The organism is Legionella quinlivanii (assembly GCF_900461555.1).
Classification (GTDB): domain Bacteria; phylum Pseudomonadota; class Gammaproteobacteria; order Legionellales; family Legionellaceae; genus Legionella_C; species Legionella_C quinlivanii.
This window is the reverse complement of record NZ_UGOX01000001.1, coordinates 495637-510813: the sequence shown is the minus strand read 5'-3', so window position 1 is coordinate 510813 and position 15177 is coordinate 495637. Positions and strand designations below refer to the sequence as shown.

Below are 15177 nucleotides of genomic sequence, written 5' to 3'. Positions count from 1 at the left end.
TTTGATTGAACATTTATAACTCCTTTCTTAATAGTTACTTATTACTGTAATGCCCCCCAAATAAACCGGTCCACCTAGTTTTAAATTAACGACTAGGAATAGGACTAGTAATATGACTATAACAACAATAGAATGTAGCGAAATAATTCACTCCAGTCGTAAGCGAAAACGTTGGACAGCTTACGAAAAACAACAAATAGTTCATGAAACCTACCAAACAGGCGTAACAGTATCCTTTATTGCACGCAAACACGGTATTCCCCCCAGTCAACTATTTTACTGGCGAAAAATAATGGAGAATGGTGCATTGACCAGCGTTAAAACAGAAGAAGAAGTCATCCCTGAAAGTGAAGCCAAGGCGTTGAAAAAACGTATTAAGCAACTTGAGCAAGTTCTGGGACAAAAGACATTGGAAAATGAGATTCTGCGTGAAGCAGTTAAGCTGGGTCGAGAAAAAAAACTGATCTCGCGACAACCCTTGTACGGGATAAGCGATTTCGAATAAGAGCAGTTGCCAGGGCACTGCAGGTTTCTCGCTCCCACTTAACGCAGAGGTTGAAAAATATGGAACACTCCAGAAAACAAACGGTTAAAATACGTGATCAGGAACTACTGCCTTACATTCGTGAAATAACGGATAAACGGAGTAGCTATGGCTATCGTAGGGTTACAACGCTTCTTAATCATGAGTTAAAAAAGACAGGTCTTGCCTGCGTCAATCATAAACGTGTCTATCGTATTATGAAGCAAAATCAATTATTACTGCCGGCGTATGGCAAAAAACAAACACGAGTACATGATGGGAAAGTCATTACATTGCATAGCAACACTCGTTGGTGTTCAGACTGTTTTACCATACAGTGCGCTAACGGTGATAGAGTTCATGTCGCTTTTGCAATGGATACTTGTGACAGAGAAGTATTAGGCTATATTGCCTCGACAGTGGGCATTGATGGAGAAGCAATCAGGGACTTATTGCTAGAAAGTGTAGAGTATCGGTTTGGTGCAGCAGAATACATGCCCAAACAGATACAGTGGTTAACTGACAATGGCCCTTGTTATGTGGCAAGGGACACTGTTTCTTTTGCAAGAAACCTGGGCTTTGATGTGAGGACAACACCAGCATATAGCCCTGAAAGCAATGGTATGGCAGAAGCGTTTGTTAAAACGTTTAAACGAGATTATGTCGCTTTTTTTGATCTTGATGATGCGCAGACTGTTATGAAAAAGCTTCCTGAATGGTTTGACGATTACAACGAAGTTGCGCCTCATAAGGGCTTAAAAATGATGGCTCCCAGGGAATATATCAGGAGCTTATTAGCGGTGAGTTAGGTGGTTCGGTTTTATAGGGGCAACTCCATCAAGGATCTCCTATAAGTGGTGTTCTATCAAATATTTATATGCTTGGCTTTGATCAGAAAATCAATGAGTTAATAATCAACGGTATATATTATAGATATTGTGATGACATGTTATTTATTGTTCCAGAGGGTAATATTGAAGCTTTTCATAAGGATGTATCCACTGAGCTTCTGAAACTAAAGCTTAAAATTTCTGAAAATAAGACACAAATATGTAAATTTACAACAATAAAAATGGTACATCTCAAAAAATATATCGTAGAAAGATATATATAAGATATTCCCACAAAGGAAGAAGGAACTTTATTCAATATGGTCATAGAGCAGCAAAAATCATGGATACTAAGTACATTAAAAAACAATTAAAACCATTCTGGAAAAAGCTAAAATTAGAGTTAGATAACGCTGATAAAGAATCGTAGCAAGTGTAGCTGCTAGAACTACCCTTAATGGACACAGCCGGCTCAATAGCATTGGTATTTTGAAATACAATTTTTTCTGTTGCGTTCCCGATGCATTGAGAAGCTGTTACAAAGACATCCCCATGCCAACCCAGTTTATCAACACATCGTGCGCGAGCGTCTACCGGAAAAACCTGTAAATAGGAGGCTAATAAATCGCGGGCAGCCCTATTGGGAGAAATACTCAATCCCAATCTTGCCAGCTCCCGCCTTACATCTGAGGCATCACCCTGCAATAAAGCCAGCGGCATCGCCCACTGATGAGTTACCCCATCATCATCCTGCCATTCCAGTAAACGCCCCCATTCACCGCTCTGAGCATCTCGAGTTTTGGCAACGACATGCAATGCTGCACATATCCACATAGGTGGTAAAGGAGCGCCATCCTTATCAATACCGATAAAGGTTAGCCCCTCATTAGTTAACCTGAAGCGACCACCGGCATAGTCGCATACAATTGGACGCTGCTTTAGTGTATTGGCTAATTCAATAACATGATTTTGTGACATAGATTATTCTCCAAACAACAGTCAACCATCGGAATGAATCCAATTCATTCTGACGAATTTTAAATTTATGCGTTCTCAACGAGCGGTAACTGACCTTCGTCACTGGTTGAATAATAAATTTTTTGTTGTTGGAGAAAACTCATCACATCGCTTTTTCGGTACAACACCTTGCGACCGATTTTTAAATAAGGAACACCACCACCCGACCAACGGTTACGTTCAAGTAACTGGGTGGAACAGTTCAATACTGCAGCAATCGTTTGTTGATTAAAAAGCGCAGAATGTGGCGCAGATTCAAATTCGTTTAATAAATGTAAACGTGTTGGTTTTTGTAAAGACATAGGGACTCCGCATGTGACTATTCATTCAGCATAATGCCGACCTGCACCGTCCCTGGAGATGAATTCAAATGCCTATCCGACTAAACTTGGACAAGTAATTGATATTCACTAGCCTTTTGGCTATGAAAGCTTCAACTTCAAGCTCGGAAAAAGTATTGCGTATTCCTTCAAATCTTGTCAAGCAAAAAAGATCGAATTCAAAACGGTGTTAATGAATGATATTGATTGATAATGGAAATAAATCCTAAGCATGGCATGTCATAAGCTCGCAATTCGCAAATTAACCATAACTTTGAGAGTAATTAACTAAGTGAAGGGATTATCTGTGTCCCATACGCCCCAAGGTTACAAAATAAGGAGGGGACGAGTCTAACCCAGTAATGACATGGATGCCCCACTTGTCCCTTTGGTCCCAGGCGTTTTTAATATGTCTGCAAATACAAGCTTCAATTGCTGAATTTAATTTCATTTGCGCAAATTTCCAATGAACATATTTATTCTCTTTAAAAATGATAAATGCATATTAATTAAACTGAACAAATTTTTACTTAGATTCCATTTTGGACGGACTTATAATCCATATTGGACGAAACTGAAAAGTAAATATAACAAATTAATTGCATATATTTGCAAAACTATATTTATATAAATTACAATTGCAAATAACACACCCGCCAAGCCTATGGAGACCACTGTCTTTAAGCTCAAATCGTGCGGGTTTTTAATAACCAAGATTTTTTACCCACCATCACTGTAGGATCACTGATTAATAAGATTTTGCGCATCGAGAAAAAGACATTAAGTATACATAAATACTACATATTTATAGGATTACTGTACACTTAATTAAATAATCGCCATAAGTAGACATTTATACTATAATTATATGGAATAAACGTCCACTTAAATTCGCCATGAATAAAGAAAACGCAACTAACGTACTTAAAGAACAAGATAGACAAGGTAAATATATTTTTACTAATCGTGATCTAGCAAAGCTATTTCCAGAGGACTCCTTCAAAACATTTAATGAAGGACTGCAACGTCTAGTCAAATCAGGGATACTTAAACGAGCTTGTCGAGACGTATATGTTAATGAAGATGCCAGGCAATTTGACAGTTATGCCATCGAACATATTGTAAAAACACTCAGACGAGGTGAGTACAATTATGTCAGTTTGGAATCTATGCTATCCGAATATGGCGTCATCTCACAAATTCCTATCGATAGAATTACGATCATGACAACAGGCAGAAAAGGCATTTACAAGACAGCCTATGGTGTTATTGAATTTACACATACTAAGCGGACGGTTAAAGATATTCTCAATAACACCATCAAAATCAATGAACGACCGCTTAGAATGGCTACTAAACAAGCAGCTTTAAGAGACCTAAAACGAGTTGGTCGAAATATGAATTTAGTTAATTTGGATGAATTAGTATGATTAAACCTACTGCCATTAACAGGGAAGATTTTAATTTATTAGTAGAACTTGCCATGCGGGAAGAAGGTTATTCGCATATGAGGCCTGTCATTGAAAAAGAATTATTACATTATGATTTGCTTTTTGCTCTGGATAAACAAGGGCTGTTGGATAAATTGACCTTTCAAGGCGGTACATCACTTCGTCTATGTTATGGCTCTTCACGTTTTAGCGAAGATCTCGATTTTGCTGGAGGTCATGATTTTACCACATCAAAACTAATGGATATGAAAGAGTGTATTGAAGGCTATATCGCCTCTCGATATGGTTTGGAAGTATCGGTGAAAGAACCGGCAGAAATGTCTATTGAGCCTGAGTATCAAGATATTAAAGTTGATAAATGGCAAATTGCCATTACTACATCACCAACTCGAAAGGACTTACCCAAACAAAAAATTAAAATCGAGGTATGCAATATCCCCGCATATACAAGAACGCCACAGGCTCTAAATACTAATTATGATTTTTTGCCTGATGGTTATGGCGATGTGCTGATCCTGACAGAAAGCCCAGATGAAATTATGGCCGATAAATTAGTCTCCCTGGTTAATACAACCAAATATGTACGTCATAGAGATATTTGGGATTTACGCTGGTTAAAGCAACGCGGAAGTTCTATTAACAAGCAATTTATTTTATCCAAAATCAATGATTACAAAATTAATGATTACCAAACTAGACTTGAATCAACAATTGCAAACATTGAAAAAATTATCTATAGCGAAGCGTTCCATAATGAGCTATCACGCTTTATTCCCTTAGATGTTCAGGAAAGAACTCTAAAAAAAGATAAATTCAAGGATTTCTTGATTAATGAAACTCAATTATTGTTATCCGAGTTATTGACGTTATTTGATGGCAAATCAGGACGAAATGAATTTTATATTTAAGGAGTGTTTTGGTCGAGTTAGACTAACACCTGATCAGGGATATACTGCAAGTACATAGGAAATTCAGTTTGCAATCCGGCTATATTGGGAGTATTTATCACCATCGTACATTGCCCTCTTTTATACTTTAAGATATCAATTTCTTTTGATAACAATTCAAATCTATCAAGCAAACTTCCCGGCTTTTTAGCACAAGAAATATGAATTGTTTCCATCGTTTTAATATCACGCCAAACAATTTCCTTATTAAATAGCCAAGCATTAAATACTTCTATATCTAGTACATGACAGTCGTGCACAAATAAATATTCCCCCAGACAACAAGATGTCAGAAGCAGTTTGATAGTTTTTTTCTTCGTTATCCAATCATCGGACAAAAATTCTGATATTTTAGGATTTGTCCTATCAAACTTATATTGATTTTTAATTACATGATTTACATTTGTTTTCAGCTTATAGCATTCTTGATGTATCTTTTCATAAAGGACTTGATGATCTTTGAAGTAAAATGGTTGTAAGAAACGTTTGCATTCAATGAAAAACAATGTGTCATCAATTTCAAAAATAAAATCAAATTCACCTTTGCGATTCGACCGATTAATAATCCCATCAACTTTTTCAATATTAATATTTCTTACAAATTTGAGCTGACTTTTTTGTAATCCTGCTTCAACCTCATTCTCAAAATGATTATTTTTTATCAATATTGTCTCATTTTCATTTTTGGCCAATGATAAAAGACATTGAATGGGAGCCAATTGAGATGCAACTGAGCTACAATAAATACTGATTGTTATTCAATTTATAAAATGGGTGATCGAATATGTCACTTCTAGCCTTTTCAGTATCTGAATTTAATACCCATGCAGAAAATATAGTTGTTGCATCTTCGTTATTTATTTGACCTCCAGAAATTATTTCAACCCAAGTATCTTTAGAATTAACAGACAGCCAATCTTTAAGAAAAATGTTAGATTTTTTATTAGATGGATTTTTAATAAAAGCTTTTGCATAATTAATTAGATTTTCATACGCAATTAACCAAACATTAATGGTGACATTGCTAATGCTAATATCAGCAGGAAATCCAAAGAAATATTCGAGACACATAATATGATTAATATTTTTTGCGTCTATTTTATCAGTAACACTTCTAATCGAATTATTTTTAATTTGATGAGAAAGTTTGTACATTCTCCACTCAAAAGTCTGCCTGCTTCTGTAATTAGAAATCATCCATGACCTATATGTTTTTTGATTTACAGGCTCGATATTAATCCTATTATTTTTCATAAAGATTGGCATATTAAGATATGCCCATAGCTCATAAATATGATTGAAATACCAAAAATCATTAATACAGGGGATATACCTTTTAAATTCATTAATTTCAGAATCAGAAAACTCAATATCATCTATAGTAGAAGTCGTTAATGTACTGAAATACAATAAAATATCTCGTACTTCCCGAGTTTGTTCTTCACAATAGTTTCCATACCCCATTAGTTCATAAAAATACGTCGGTTCATCTTCATTCTTTATATCAGGTTGAACTAAGTAGTTTTGTAAACGGTCATTCATTGATATTTCTTGATGACGATTTACTATAAGGTAATTCTCTAAAAAAATAAGAAATCCTGCTTGTTCTTTTGCAAACAGCTTCTTATTCTCAATTTTAGGTGTTTGCATAAAAATATGCTTATATATTTTTCTGAACAGCATTGACTCATATTTGAACTGTTTTATGTATTTATATTTGGAGGAAAATTGTTTGGTTAATAACTTCAATGCATCATCAAACAGTTTTTCATATTTCTTTTCTTTACTCCTGGAAACAACAATATCCGATCTTTTAATTTGTTTGATCGCCAACTCTAAACCATGCTTAATCGCCAGATCAGCAAGTTCCTTGAGATATTTTGCAGGATCTTCTCTCAATTTTTTGAACTTAGGTGTGTTTAACGTATCTGCCGAATCACTCATAAATCCTCCCATGATGCAGAAAATGACAAAAATAACTTGTTTGTTTCATCGTACGCAGATATTTTCTATATCCGCACAAGAATGTTCAATTAGTGAATTCAATTCCATCTGAATAAGTCTCTAGTGAAAAACTATTCTCATTCACAACTAAAAGTCCGTGTCCATCAGCCACATCTGGAAGATTAATATTCCACAATTTTTTATACCAAGAGTCATCTCTATCGATAGGCTTTTTAATTAGCTCATAAGCTAATAAAGCCTCATCTGAAAGACGACCTTGCTGGTACTGTTCTTCGATTAAATCAATATTGCTCTCTAGCCAATCTAAGGATTCATTCATCTCCCGGATAGTAAATTGATTCCAGGCACAGGTAAACGGTGCCCCCATATGACCACTGATCCAAAAGTTAGGCATAAAATGCATGATTAATCGAGATAACAGTGGTTCTTTTCCGGGGCTGACATGTGAAACAAATATCGAAGGCTTGCTTTTATCTTTAATCTGCTGATACAAAACACCAAACTGATGTAATGCTGTCCATACCTTTCCCCCATTTCCCGCAATGGGTGTATCGAATAGCTTTTTACTTACCAAAAAATTTCCGCCCAAGCCATAAAGAGAAAATTCAAGCTCATTTTCACTGTTATGGAATTGATAAAAGTGGCGTTCGTCAAGCATGTGTAGATTTTCGATATTAAGACTGGTATTTAATTGTCTTAAAACTTGGACATCCTCATGATTTCCCCAAACAGCATAAACAGGAACGGAGAACTTCTTTTTACCTGAGATATAATCTGGAAAGTCACCTAGTAATCGATTTTCTTTGACGATTTCTATTAATCTTTCACGACTCGTTTGTTTATCAACTTCATATTGTCGCCAAACTGGTGAGTGGGATACTAGCAAGCGTAACTCCCTTTGGCTGAGTCGATAAATGCTCTGCTCATCATAAAATCCAAAGTCACCCGCATGAATGACCATATCGGCTTGTGTCTGGTTCACTTTTTCGTTGATGATATCCAAATTACCATGAGTATCGCTGATTAATAGAATTTTACGCATAAGAAGCTCATTATCTTAATTTTATTCAAGTTATTAATAGTCATGAGTTTCATCATACATAGAAATCATGTGACTGATAATGTCAACTAATCCCATTAATTCATGAGACTCATCATCCTTGACTATATTCAACAGTTGAGCAAGGACATTAGCCAACTGATTATAATCCTCCGTACTATGAGGCGCACGTATTATTGATGAGATATATTTCCAGTGTTCTATTAGTTCATTGATATTCATAATTCAACGGTCTCCATCATATGCTCAAGTATAAAATTCGCTACTTGTTGCATGGGTTTTCGTAACCGCTCTGACGTGGTTTAATAGATTTGACCACCCCAGTTAAGAGATAATGCACTTAACTGGAGAAAGTAATGACGATAAGAAAGAAATACCCCAAAGAATTTAAACTGGATGCAATTAGTCTTGTTTTAGAGCAAGGTTACGGGGTAACAGAAGCAGCAAATAATTTATGCATTGGTCAAGCGCTACTAAGTCGCTGGATAAAAGAACACAAAGAACAAGATGGGCAAGCATTTCGAGGAAATGGGAAGTTAACAGCAGAACAATTAGAGATACGTCGCCTGCAGGAAGAAAATAAACGCCTGAAAATGGAAAAGGAAATCTTAAAAAAGGCGGGCGGCAGATTCAACCGATCATTGCAACACCTAATTTGTTATAGTTAACTTTTTAGGAGAGACGATGGTGCGTGCTTTATCAAAACGGAGTTTTACAGAACATCAGCAAGATGTAATTTGGTCTTTATGGTCGCAAGGCAAATCACTTAGTGAAATTGGAAGACAGCTTAACAAGCATGCGGGTTCAATTTTTTGTTTCCTACAAAAATCCGGTGGTATAAAGCCTGTTAAATCTATTCGCTCAAAACAAGCATTAACTTTGTATGAACGGGAGGAAATATCACGTGGTTTATCAGCAAATTTATCTATCAGGACTATTGCAAAGACATTAAATCGCTCACCGTCGACTATATCTCGGGAAATAAATCGTAATGGAGGAATTTCAAAATATCGAGCCATATTAGCGGATAAACAAACATGGATAAGAGCAAAACGCCCTAAACAATCCAAGCTCCAAATTAATATACTGTTGAATGATATAATTGCAGATAAGCTTTCAAACAAGTGGTCACCAGAACAAATATCTGGTTATCTTAAGCGTACTTATCCGAATAATACTGCTATGAATATTTCTCATGAATCTATTTATAAAACACTTTATGTCCAATCTCGAGGTCATCTAAAGAAAGAACTATTGACGCATCTGCGGACACAGAGAGTCATGCGGCAGTCCAAGAAATTTAACACAAAAGGTAACGCACGAGGCGGGATTATAGATGCTGTATCTATTCATGATAGGCCAAAAGAAATTGATAGTCGCACTGTACCAGGTCACTGGGAAGGGGATTTAATCTGCGGCTCAAATAAATCTTACGTTGCTACATTAGTTGAACGAACATCTAGATTCACTTTGTTAGTTAAGCTTACAGGTAACGATACAGCCAGTGTTGTACACGCTATTACCAATAAAATTATAGAGCTTCCAAACCAATTAAAAAAATCGCTTACTTGGGATCGTGGAATGGAATTAGCAAAGCATAAAAAATTTACAATCGACACTGAAATAAAGGTATATTTTTGTGATCCTAAATCGCCTTGGCAACGAGGAACCAACGAAAATACTAATCGTCTATTGAGACAATATATGCCTAAAAAAACAGACCTAGGTATTCATTCTCAATTTGATTTGGATCGAATTGCTAAAGAATTAAATGAAAGACCTAGGAAAACATTGAACTTTCTGTCTCCAGCAGATAAATTGAACGAGGTGTTGCAATGATCGGTTGAATCTGCCGCCGCCTTTTTTAAGATTTCCTTTTCCATTTTCAGGCGTTTATTTTCTTCCTGCAGGCGACGTATCTCTAATTGTTCTGCTGTTAACTTCCCATTTCCTCGAAATGCTTGCCCATCTTGTTCTTTGTGTTCTTTTATCCAGCGACTTAGTAGCGCTTGACCAATGCATAAATTATTTGCTGCTTCTGTTACCCCGTAACCTTGCTCTAAAACAAGACTAATTGCATCCAGTTTAAATTCTTTGGGGTATTTCTTTCTTATCGTCATTACTTTCTCCAGTTAAGTGCATTATCTCTTAACTGGGGTGGTCAAATCTATTAAACCACGTCAATATTACAGGGAACTCTTCTTGATAAAACATACATACTCCGAGTATATAGAATGCAAAATTATATGATATTGATCATTATTTTATCAATTAAGAGGACTGCATGAAATGCTTAATTGCAACTTCCCTGGTCCTTGGAAATGAAGGTCGAGACCGTCAGCACGATAACAAAAGTTCTTCTTAGGTCGTGCAGTATGGGGTGATATAATGTTCTGCCAAATTAAAAGCCTGCTGAGTTAAAAATGATTTTACTTGACCAACCTGGCGCTCAAAATGAAACTGTATTTATTTCTACCATGAAAAATAGCCGGGATTTTCATTTCCCTTTTGTTACTGCGCCCTGTAGCCCTGAAGAATTTCAAACTTATTTAAATAAGAGCAAACAAGAAACTGAACAATACTACATTGCCTGGAATGATGACCAAAAAATTATAGGCGTTTTTAATGTTAGTGGCATTATACATGGTTTATTTAAAAGTGCTTATTTAGGGTATTACGCCAGCGCAGAGTATGCTGGGAGAGGATTGATGAGTCAGGCATTAAAATTAGTACTTAGAGAAATATTCACAACATTAAATCTTCATCGAATTGAAGCAAATATCCAGCCTACAAATACGGCATCGATACAACTGGCAATAAAAAACGGTTTTATCAAAGAAGGGTTTTCCCCACGTTACTTAAAAATTAATGGCATCTGGCAAGATCATTTTCGTTTTGCATTAACCTATGAAGATTGGTTAGCAAATCAGTAGACGGCAGCATGGTAATAATCACACCAATATACTTTCCTTTCTGCTCGATCTTGGTCTTTAAAGTGTTTTACCACTCATCAAGGAAACAGAGGTCATAGCGCCCTTCCCATCGATCACATTGAAAAATGTCTGGGCAGCGCTCATTTTTCTTTACTTATAAGCGGTATCACATTCTATACACACGGTTATCCACAGATTTTGTGGATAACTAATAGGAGTTATTTCTCCACAGAAAATCTGTCAGGCCTTTATGGTCAAGGGGTTATGAATTGGGTGTGACACTCGAAGAAGGCGTTAAAGACGGAGTCCTGAAAACTTATCCACAAAGCGAATTACACAGATAAAATTTTCGGAAATGCATTCTATCTTCTTTTTTTAAAAAGAACCAGTCTTGACATTTTGGCACTGTTTTTCTTAGGCTCATTTCCTATGCTATGCCATTGAAAGATAGCAATAAATTTTTTTAAACACATGCCGCGACTTTCCTTGAGTTCTGCACATAGACTAACAATCGCTAAAATAGATTCAAAAAAATTTTCATCTTTATGTGGTGCACAATAAATAGCGAAATTTCTTTATCAAAATCTTCTATATCGGTATAAGATATATTTTTCAATTAGACTATTGTTGCAATATGACACCTACCAGCAAAGCGCCAGCGCATCCAGGGGAAGTTTTATTGAAGGATTTTTTGGAACCACTTAATTTGTCTCAAAAGCAATTTGCTGAGCATTTAGGCTGGACCTATGCCCGCCTTAATGAAATCGTTAATATGCGTAGAGGAGTCACTGCTGATTCCGCTTTATCATTTGCAGAATCCTTAGGCACAGAACCAGAGTTTTGGCTCAATATTCAACAAAAATGGGATCTCTGGCGAGCTAGACAAAACCATACGACGGTTAGTCCTTTGCCGCAGATTAAACCTTAACCCTATCGGGTTTTCAGAAAGGCCCCTGCCAGTTTCCATTAAGACTTAAATCGAATATCGGTATATGATATAATGCTATTAAGATACATCTTTAGCCATAAATCAGTATCCCAAGAATCGATTCGTCAATTGTTTTTATTTTAAAGCACTTTTGATGTACCCAGCTTTCTAAGGAATATCATGTTTTCCGCATTCACACGCTCTAATCGAAAAGAGAACGATTTTTTTGGTGATGCTATTATTTATCGCACCAGAGATCGCTGGGGTGAAATACTCGTCGTTGACAAAAAAACAAACAGAGTCCTCGCCTTTGATCCCATTTATGAACAAAGCTGCCTGAATTTAAAAGAACCTCACATCCCGGCCCATGAATACTGCCGAATCATGCTATTAGTCCTTGCTTTTATTAATCCCAGGCACGTGACTATTTTAGGCCTTGGTGGTGGAAGTCTTCTTCACGCCCTGCACTACCTTATCCCTCAATGCACTATCCAAGCCATTGAACTTCGTAAGAAGGTGCATGAGGTTGCTCTCAATTTCTTTTTGATCCCAATCCACCCCAATATTAATGTAGTGATTTCTGACGCACAAAAAGCAATGCATCAATGCAAAGAACAAAGCACCCAGATTATTTTTGCAGACATGTATCAAAAGCAGGGCATGGATCCTTTCCAAATACAAAAAAAATTTATTCTGCAATGTCATAGAATTTTGGATAATAGTGGATGGCTTGTAGTAAACTATCATCAACTTCCAGAACATAATTCAAGTTTCATTCAGTGCTTGCAGCGTTATTTTTCTGAAATATTTGCAGGCCTCTCTCACAGTGGAAATTATATTTTATTTGCTCGAAAAAACCGTGGAAGCCCACTAAGTAAATACCAAAATAATGTACTCGATTTAGAAAACAAGCTAAACATTAAGTTACTCACACTATTCAAGCGGATTACCCGTGTATATTCAAACAAATACTGATTCAGGCAGAATAATATTCTGCCTTTGTTTCAATCTGATGTAAAAACGCCTAGACTTTTTTCACAAACTCTGATTTGAGTTTCATTGGCCCAATTCCTTCAATTTTACAGTCTATATTATGATCTTCATCAGGTGCCAAGCGGATGTTTCTTACTTTTGTTCCGACCTTAACCACTTGGGATGATCCTTTGATTTTTAAATCTTTAATCACACTAATGGTATCGCCATCGTTTAACACCGTTCCATGCGCGTCTTTAACCACTTTGATTTGATCCTCTTGCTTTTGTTCCGTTTCTTGAGGCCATTCATAGGAACATTGCGAACAAACAAATAGCGTACCACTGGCATAGGTATATTCTGAATTGCATTCTGGGCATAGTTGGGTCATTGGGTTTATCCTGTTTTAAAAATGTGAATCATATAAGCAACTTCGTATTTCACCGGGGCTAATATGAGAGATTTTTCTCATACGCCAAATGTATAGGGTATATTTTAAAGTGAAAAATTATCTTAAGCATATCATATATCCTGTATCGATTCATGATATAATTATAATGATTTCCGCAATTCAAAATACTGCTATAGCAGTAAATTTATTTTATTTTTTAATAGACAGCTTCAAAAAAACTTTTAATCGGCCATTATTACTGCTATGACAGTAATATATTTATAATTTATGATTGACATGTCGACTAGTGAGATTGCAAATATAGTTCGTTATTGCCGTAAACAAAGTGGATTATCCCAACAAGCACAGGCCCTTTTAGCCGGGGCAGGTAAAACGGTTATCTTTGATATCGAAAAAGGCAAAGAAACTGTGCAGCTTAACATTGTTAAACAGTGTTCAACATTCTGAATATTAAAATAAAATTTGAGTTGCCTTTGGCTCAAATAAAGGATGATCACCCATGAGAAAAGCTCGTGTTTTCGTGCCTTTCCAAAAATTGAATTTGTTAAATTATTTAAACTGACACCTTGCTCTTGAATGAAAAGAAAAATAATTTAAGAAAAAGTGATTTTTTTGATTATTTTGCAATTGAGCGATTAGGAATAAATCAAAAAACTCTTGAGAAAATAAGACAAGAAATACAACAAGCCATACCAAAATGGAAAGAACTCATAGAAGTCGGTTCTTATCTTTGCTAATGAAAGAACAATATCTCCTTTATTAGAGGAGAAATGTAAGCGGCTGGATTTTATAACTATCTCTTAAGCCCCCATACCAGACTCTCCAAATCTTCCAGACTTTGAACCTGCTCTTCCCAGTTTGCAATTCTAATCTGAACTTTCAGATTACTGTATTGGTGAAGCAGCATTAATGCGGTCAACTGCTGGCTTAATTTGCTCGTTAATTCAGAAGAAGAATATCCATAAGCCGTTAAAAATGTCTCTAGCAATTGTTTATCACCTTGAATTAGAAAAGCGCCAGGCCCCAGTAAATCATATTCTGGCAAACCTAACATTGCATCGCCAAAATCAATTAATCCACTGATATGCCACATCCCATCTGTATAATTAACCAGGAAATTCATTGGTGTGTACTCACCCGTTAAAATAACTGGCTTTTTAATGGATGTGACTAATTCATTAGCCGAATCAAGATAAACAGGAAGCTGCTTCAGCAGCGCTGTTGGAAACCCATTGTTCTGGTGGTTTGTTACGCATTGTGCAATTTGTTTTTCAATAAATTGCGGCCAATGGCAGTCAATTGCCTCAAGCCCTTCTGTGGATAAAGTATGCACTTCCCGAATGAGTTCTCCCAGCTCATGAAGAATCACGATTTTATTATTTTGGGGCATCGTTTCCCAGAGAGCCTCTAAAAGTGTTCCCTCAAGCCGGCTGATAATCAGATAAGGCCAACCCAATAGCTCCCCTTCTTCTTCAAGTGTGGGTGTTCTTACTGATAACTTTCCATTCAAATGTTTTAATATCAGGCGTTCACTTTCAAATTGATTTTGATGAACAGGCGGAAAAATTTTAATGACCTTAGCCCCGAACGAAAAAACAATATTGGTTCCATCAGGAAATAACGTTAATGCAGCCTCAGGTAATTGGTGTTTATTAATAATTGCTTTCACCAGATCATTTTCAATCAAGGATTTGAGCTTTTCATAATCTTCAAAGCTATTAATTGTCGAAAGCATTTTTTTTAAATTTAAATCATTCATAACGAATCTTTGGCTTAAGCTTTGCCCATAATAGCATTATTTAGAAATCAACCCCATACC

Annotated in this window: 16 protein-coding genes and 4 pseudogenes; 11 read left to right on the top strand and 9 right to left on the bottom strand. The window is 36.1% G+C overall.

Annotated features, from left to right (window positions below):
* Positions 1–112 precede the first annotated feature (112 nt).
* Together DYH61_RS02285 and DYH61_RS15960 are read left to right on the top strand one after the other, a co-directional pair.
* A protein-coding gene (locus DYH61_RS02285; protein WP_420812639.1) for an IS3 family transposase occupies positions 113–1332 on the top strand; the annotation gives its coding sequence in 2 pieces (ribosomal slippage) (positions 113–452 and positions 452–1332; 1221 coding nt in all).
* A gap of 35 nt (positions 1333–1367) precedes the next feature.
* Positions 1368–1637 (top strand): annotated as a pseudogene (locus tag DYH61_RS15960) (reverse transcriptase domain-containing protein); the annotation flags it as partial.
* 112 nt (positions 1638–1749) lie between these two features.
* On the opposite strand, the pseudogene DYH61_RS02275 reads toward DYH61_RS15960, so the two are convergent.
* Positions 1750–2331 (bottom strand): annotated as a pseudogene (locus DYH61_RS02275) (DUF927 domain-containing protein); the annotation flags it as partial.
* 65 nt (positions 2332–2396) lie between these two features.
* On the bottom strand, positions 2397–2672 hold the full coding sequence (locus tag DYH61_RS02270; protein WP_058508612.1) for a helix-turn-helix domain-containing protein: 276 nt from the start codon (positions 2670–2672) through the stop codon (positions 2397–2399).
* A gap of 914 nt (positions 2673–3586) precedes the next feature.
* Here DYH61_RS02270 and abiEi point away from each other — a divergent pair.
* Both abiEi and DYH61_RS02260 read left to right on the top strand, forming a co-directional pair.
* Positions 3587–4120 carry a type IV toxin-antitoxin system AbiEi family antitoxin gene (gene abiEi / locus DYH61_RS02265; RefSeq protein WP_058508613.1) on the top strand — a complete coding sequence of 178 codons (534 nt, stop codon included), beginning with the start codon at positions 3587–3589 and terminating at the stop codon, positions 4118–4120.
* A complete protein-coding gene (locus tag DYH61_RS02260; protein WP_058508614.1) occupies positions 4117–5049 on the top strand; it encodes a nucleotidyl transferase AbiEii/AbiGii toxin family protein in 933 nt (310 codons plus the stop codon). Before abiEi ends, DYH61_RS02260 begins: the two co-directional genes overlap by 4 nt.
* Positions 5050–5066: 17 nt before the next feature.
* Here DYH61_RS02260 and DYH61_RS02255 read toward each other — a convergent pair whose 3' ends face one another.
* The 4 genes from DYH61_RS02255 to DYH61_RS15765 all read right to left on the bottom strand — a co-directional run bounded on the left by DYH61_RS02255 (position 5067) and on the right by DYH61_RS15765 (position 8335).
* Positions 5067–5753 carry a hypothetical protein gene (locus DYH61_RS02255; RefSeq protein ID WP_133129143.1) on the bottom strand — a complete coding sequence of 229 codons (687 nt, stop codon included), beginning with the start codon at positions 5751–5753 and terminating at the stop codon, positions 5067–5069.
* 70 nt (positions 5754–5823) lie between these two features.
* Positions 5824–7032 carry a hypothetical protein gene (locus DYH61_RS15740; protein WP_058508616.1) on the bottom strand — a complete coding sequence of 403 codons (1209 nt, stop codon included), beginning with the start codon at positions 7030–7032 and terminating at the stop codon, positions 5824–5826.
* 85 nt (positions 7033–7117) lie between these two features.
* Entirely contained in the window at positions 7118–8095 is a 978-nt protein-coding gene (locus DYH61_RS02245) for a metallophosphoesterase family protein (protein WP_058508617.1), read from the bottom strand.
* A 33-nt stretch (positions 8096–8128) separates the two neighbouring features.
* Positions 8129–8335, bottom strand: a complete 207-nt coding sequence (locus DYH61_RS15765) for a hypothetical protein (protein WP_058508618.1) — start codon at positions 8333–8335, stop codon at positions 8129–8131.
* A 134-nt stretch (positions 8336–8469) separates the two neighbouring features.
* Here DYH61_RS15765 and DYH61_RS02235 point away from each other — a divergent pair.
* Positions 8470–8739 (top strand): annotated as a pseudogene (locus DYH61_RS02235) (transposase); the annotation flags it as partial.
* Positions 8740–8797: 58 nt separating this feature from the next.
* Complete coding sequence (locus tag DYH61_RS02230; protein WP_058508500.1) at positions 8798–9952, top strand: IS30 family transposase; 1155 nt, start codon at positions 8798–8800, stop codon at positions 9950–9952.
* Positions 9953–9969: 17 nt separating this feature from the next.
* Here the strand turns inward: DYH61_RS02230 and DYH61_RS02225 are convergent.
* Positions 9970–10233: pseudogene (locus DYH61_RS02225) on the bottom strand (transposase); the annotation flags it as partial.
* Positions 10234–10536: 303 nt separating this feature from the next.
* Here DYH61_RS02225 and DYH61_RS02220 point away from each other — a divergent pair.
* The 3 genes from DYH61_RS02220 to DYH61_RS02210 all read left to right on the top strand — a co-directional run bounded on the left by DYH61_RS02220 (position 10537) and on the right by DYH61_RS02210 (position 12949).
* The gene (locus tag DYH61_RS02220) at positions 10537–11046 is read left to right on the top strand and encodes a GNAT family N-acetyltransferase (protein ID WP_058508498.1); all 510 of its coding nucleotides are present in this window, start codon (positions 10537–10539) and stop codon (positions 11044–11046) included.
* Positions 11047–11680: 634 nt separating this feature from the next.
* Positions 11681–11974 carry a HigA family addiction module antitoxin gene (locus DYH61_RS02215; protein ID WP_058508497.1) on the top strand — a complete coding sequence of 98 codons (294 nt, stop codon included), beginning with the start codon at positions 11681–11683 and terminating at the stop codon, positions 11972–11974.
* 180 nt (positions 11975–12154) lie between these two features.
* Positions 12155–12949, top strand: a complete 795-nt coding sequence (locus DYH61_RS02210; RefSeq protein ID WP_058508496.1) for a polyamine aminopropyltransferase — start codon at positions 12155–12157, stop codon at positions 12947–12949.
* A gap of 49 nt (positions 12950–12998) precedes the next feature.
* Here the strand turns inward: DYH61_RS02210 and DYH61_RS02205 are convergent, their stop codons facing one another.
* Positions 12999–13337, bottom strand: coding sequence for a zinc ribbon domain-containing protein YjdM (locus DYH61_RS02205; RefSeq protein WP_058508495.1), 339 nt, complete (start codon positions 13335–13337; stop codon positions 12999–13001).
* 297 nt (positions 13338–13634) lie between these two features.
* Between DYH61_RS02205 and DYH61_RS02195 the strand changes: the two genes are divergently transcribed.
* Together DYH61_RS02195 and DYH61_RS15580 are read left to right on the top strand one after the other, a co-directional pair.
* A complete protein-coding gene (locus DYH61_RS02195) occupies positions 13635–13805 on the top strand; it encodes a helix-turn-helix domain-containing protein (RefSeq protein WP_234999873.1) in 171 nt (56 codons plus the stop codon).
* A 125-nt stretch (positions 13806–13930) separates the two neighbouring features.
* Positions 13931–14095, top strand: coding sequence for a hypothetical protein (locus tag DYH61_RS15580; RefSeq protein ID WP_157072306.1), 165 nt, complete (start codon positions 13931–13933; stop codon positions 14093–14095).
* A 56-nt stretch (positions 14096–14151) separates the two neighbouring features.
* Here DYH61_RS15580 and DYH61_RS02190 read toward each other — a convergent pair whose 3' ends face one another.
* Positions 14152–15117, bottom strand: a complete 966-nt coding sequence (locus tag DYH61_RS02190; protein WP_058508493.1) for an aminoglycoside phosphotransferase family protein — start codon at positions 15115–15117, stop codon at positions 14152–14154.
* Between the last annotated feature and the right edge of the window lie 60 nt (positions 15118–15177).

Bases quoted from the DNA above. Each gene is read 5' to 3' on its own strand.
- DYH61_RS02210 (WP_058508496.1), top strand. From the start codon at position 12,155: ATGTTTTCCGCATTCACACGCTCTAATCGAAAAGAGAACGATTTTTTT.
- DYH61_RS02215 (WP_058508497.1), top strand. From the start codon at position 11,681: ATGACACCTACCAGCAAAGCGCCAGCGCATCCAGGGGAAGTTTTATTG.
- DYH61_RS02260 (WP_058508614.1), top strand. From the start codon at position 4,117: ATGATTAAACCTACTGCCATTAACAGGGAAGATTTTAATTTATTAGTA.
- DYH61_RS02270 (WP_058508612.1), bottom strand. From the start codon at position 2,672: ATGTCTTTACAAAAACCAACACGTTTACATTTATTAAACGAATTTGAA.
- DYH61_RS02230 (WP_058508500.1), top strand. From the start codon at position 8,798: ATGGTGCGTGCTTTATCAAAACGGAGTTTTACAGAACATCAGCAAGAT.
- DYH61_RS02205 (WP_058508495.1), bottom strand. From the start codon at position 13,337: ATGACCCAACTATGCCCAGAATGCAATTCAGAATATACCTATGCCAGT.
- abiEi (WP_058508613.1), top strand. From the start codon at position 3,587: ATGAATAAAGAAAACGCAACTAACGTACTTAAAGAACAAGATAGACAA.
- DYH61_RS02195 (WP_234999873.1), top strand. From the start codon at position 13,635: ATGTCGACTAGTGAGATTGCAAATATAGTTCGTTATTGCCGTAAACAA.
- DYH61_RS15765 (WP_058508618.1), bottom strand. From the start codon at position 8,335: ATGAATATCAATGAACTAATAGAACACTGGAAATATATCTCATCAATA.
- DYH61_RS15740 (WP_058508616.1), bottom strand. From the start codon at position 7,032: ATGAGTGATTCGGCAGATACGTTAAACACACCTAAGTTCAAAAAATTG.
- DYH61_RS02220 (WP_058508498.1), top strand. From the start codon at position 10,537: ATGATTTTACTTGACCAACCTGGCGCTCAAAATGAAACTGTATTTATT.
- DYH61_RS02190 (WP_058508493.1), bottom strand. From the start codon at position 15,117: ATGAATGATTTAAATTTAAAAAAAATGCTTTCGACAATTAATAGCTTT.
- DYH61_RS02245 (WP_058508617.1), bottom strand. From the start codon at position 8,095: ATGCGTAAAATTCTATTAATCAGCGATACTCATGGTAATTTGGATATC.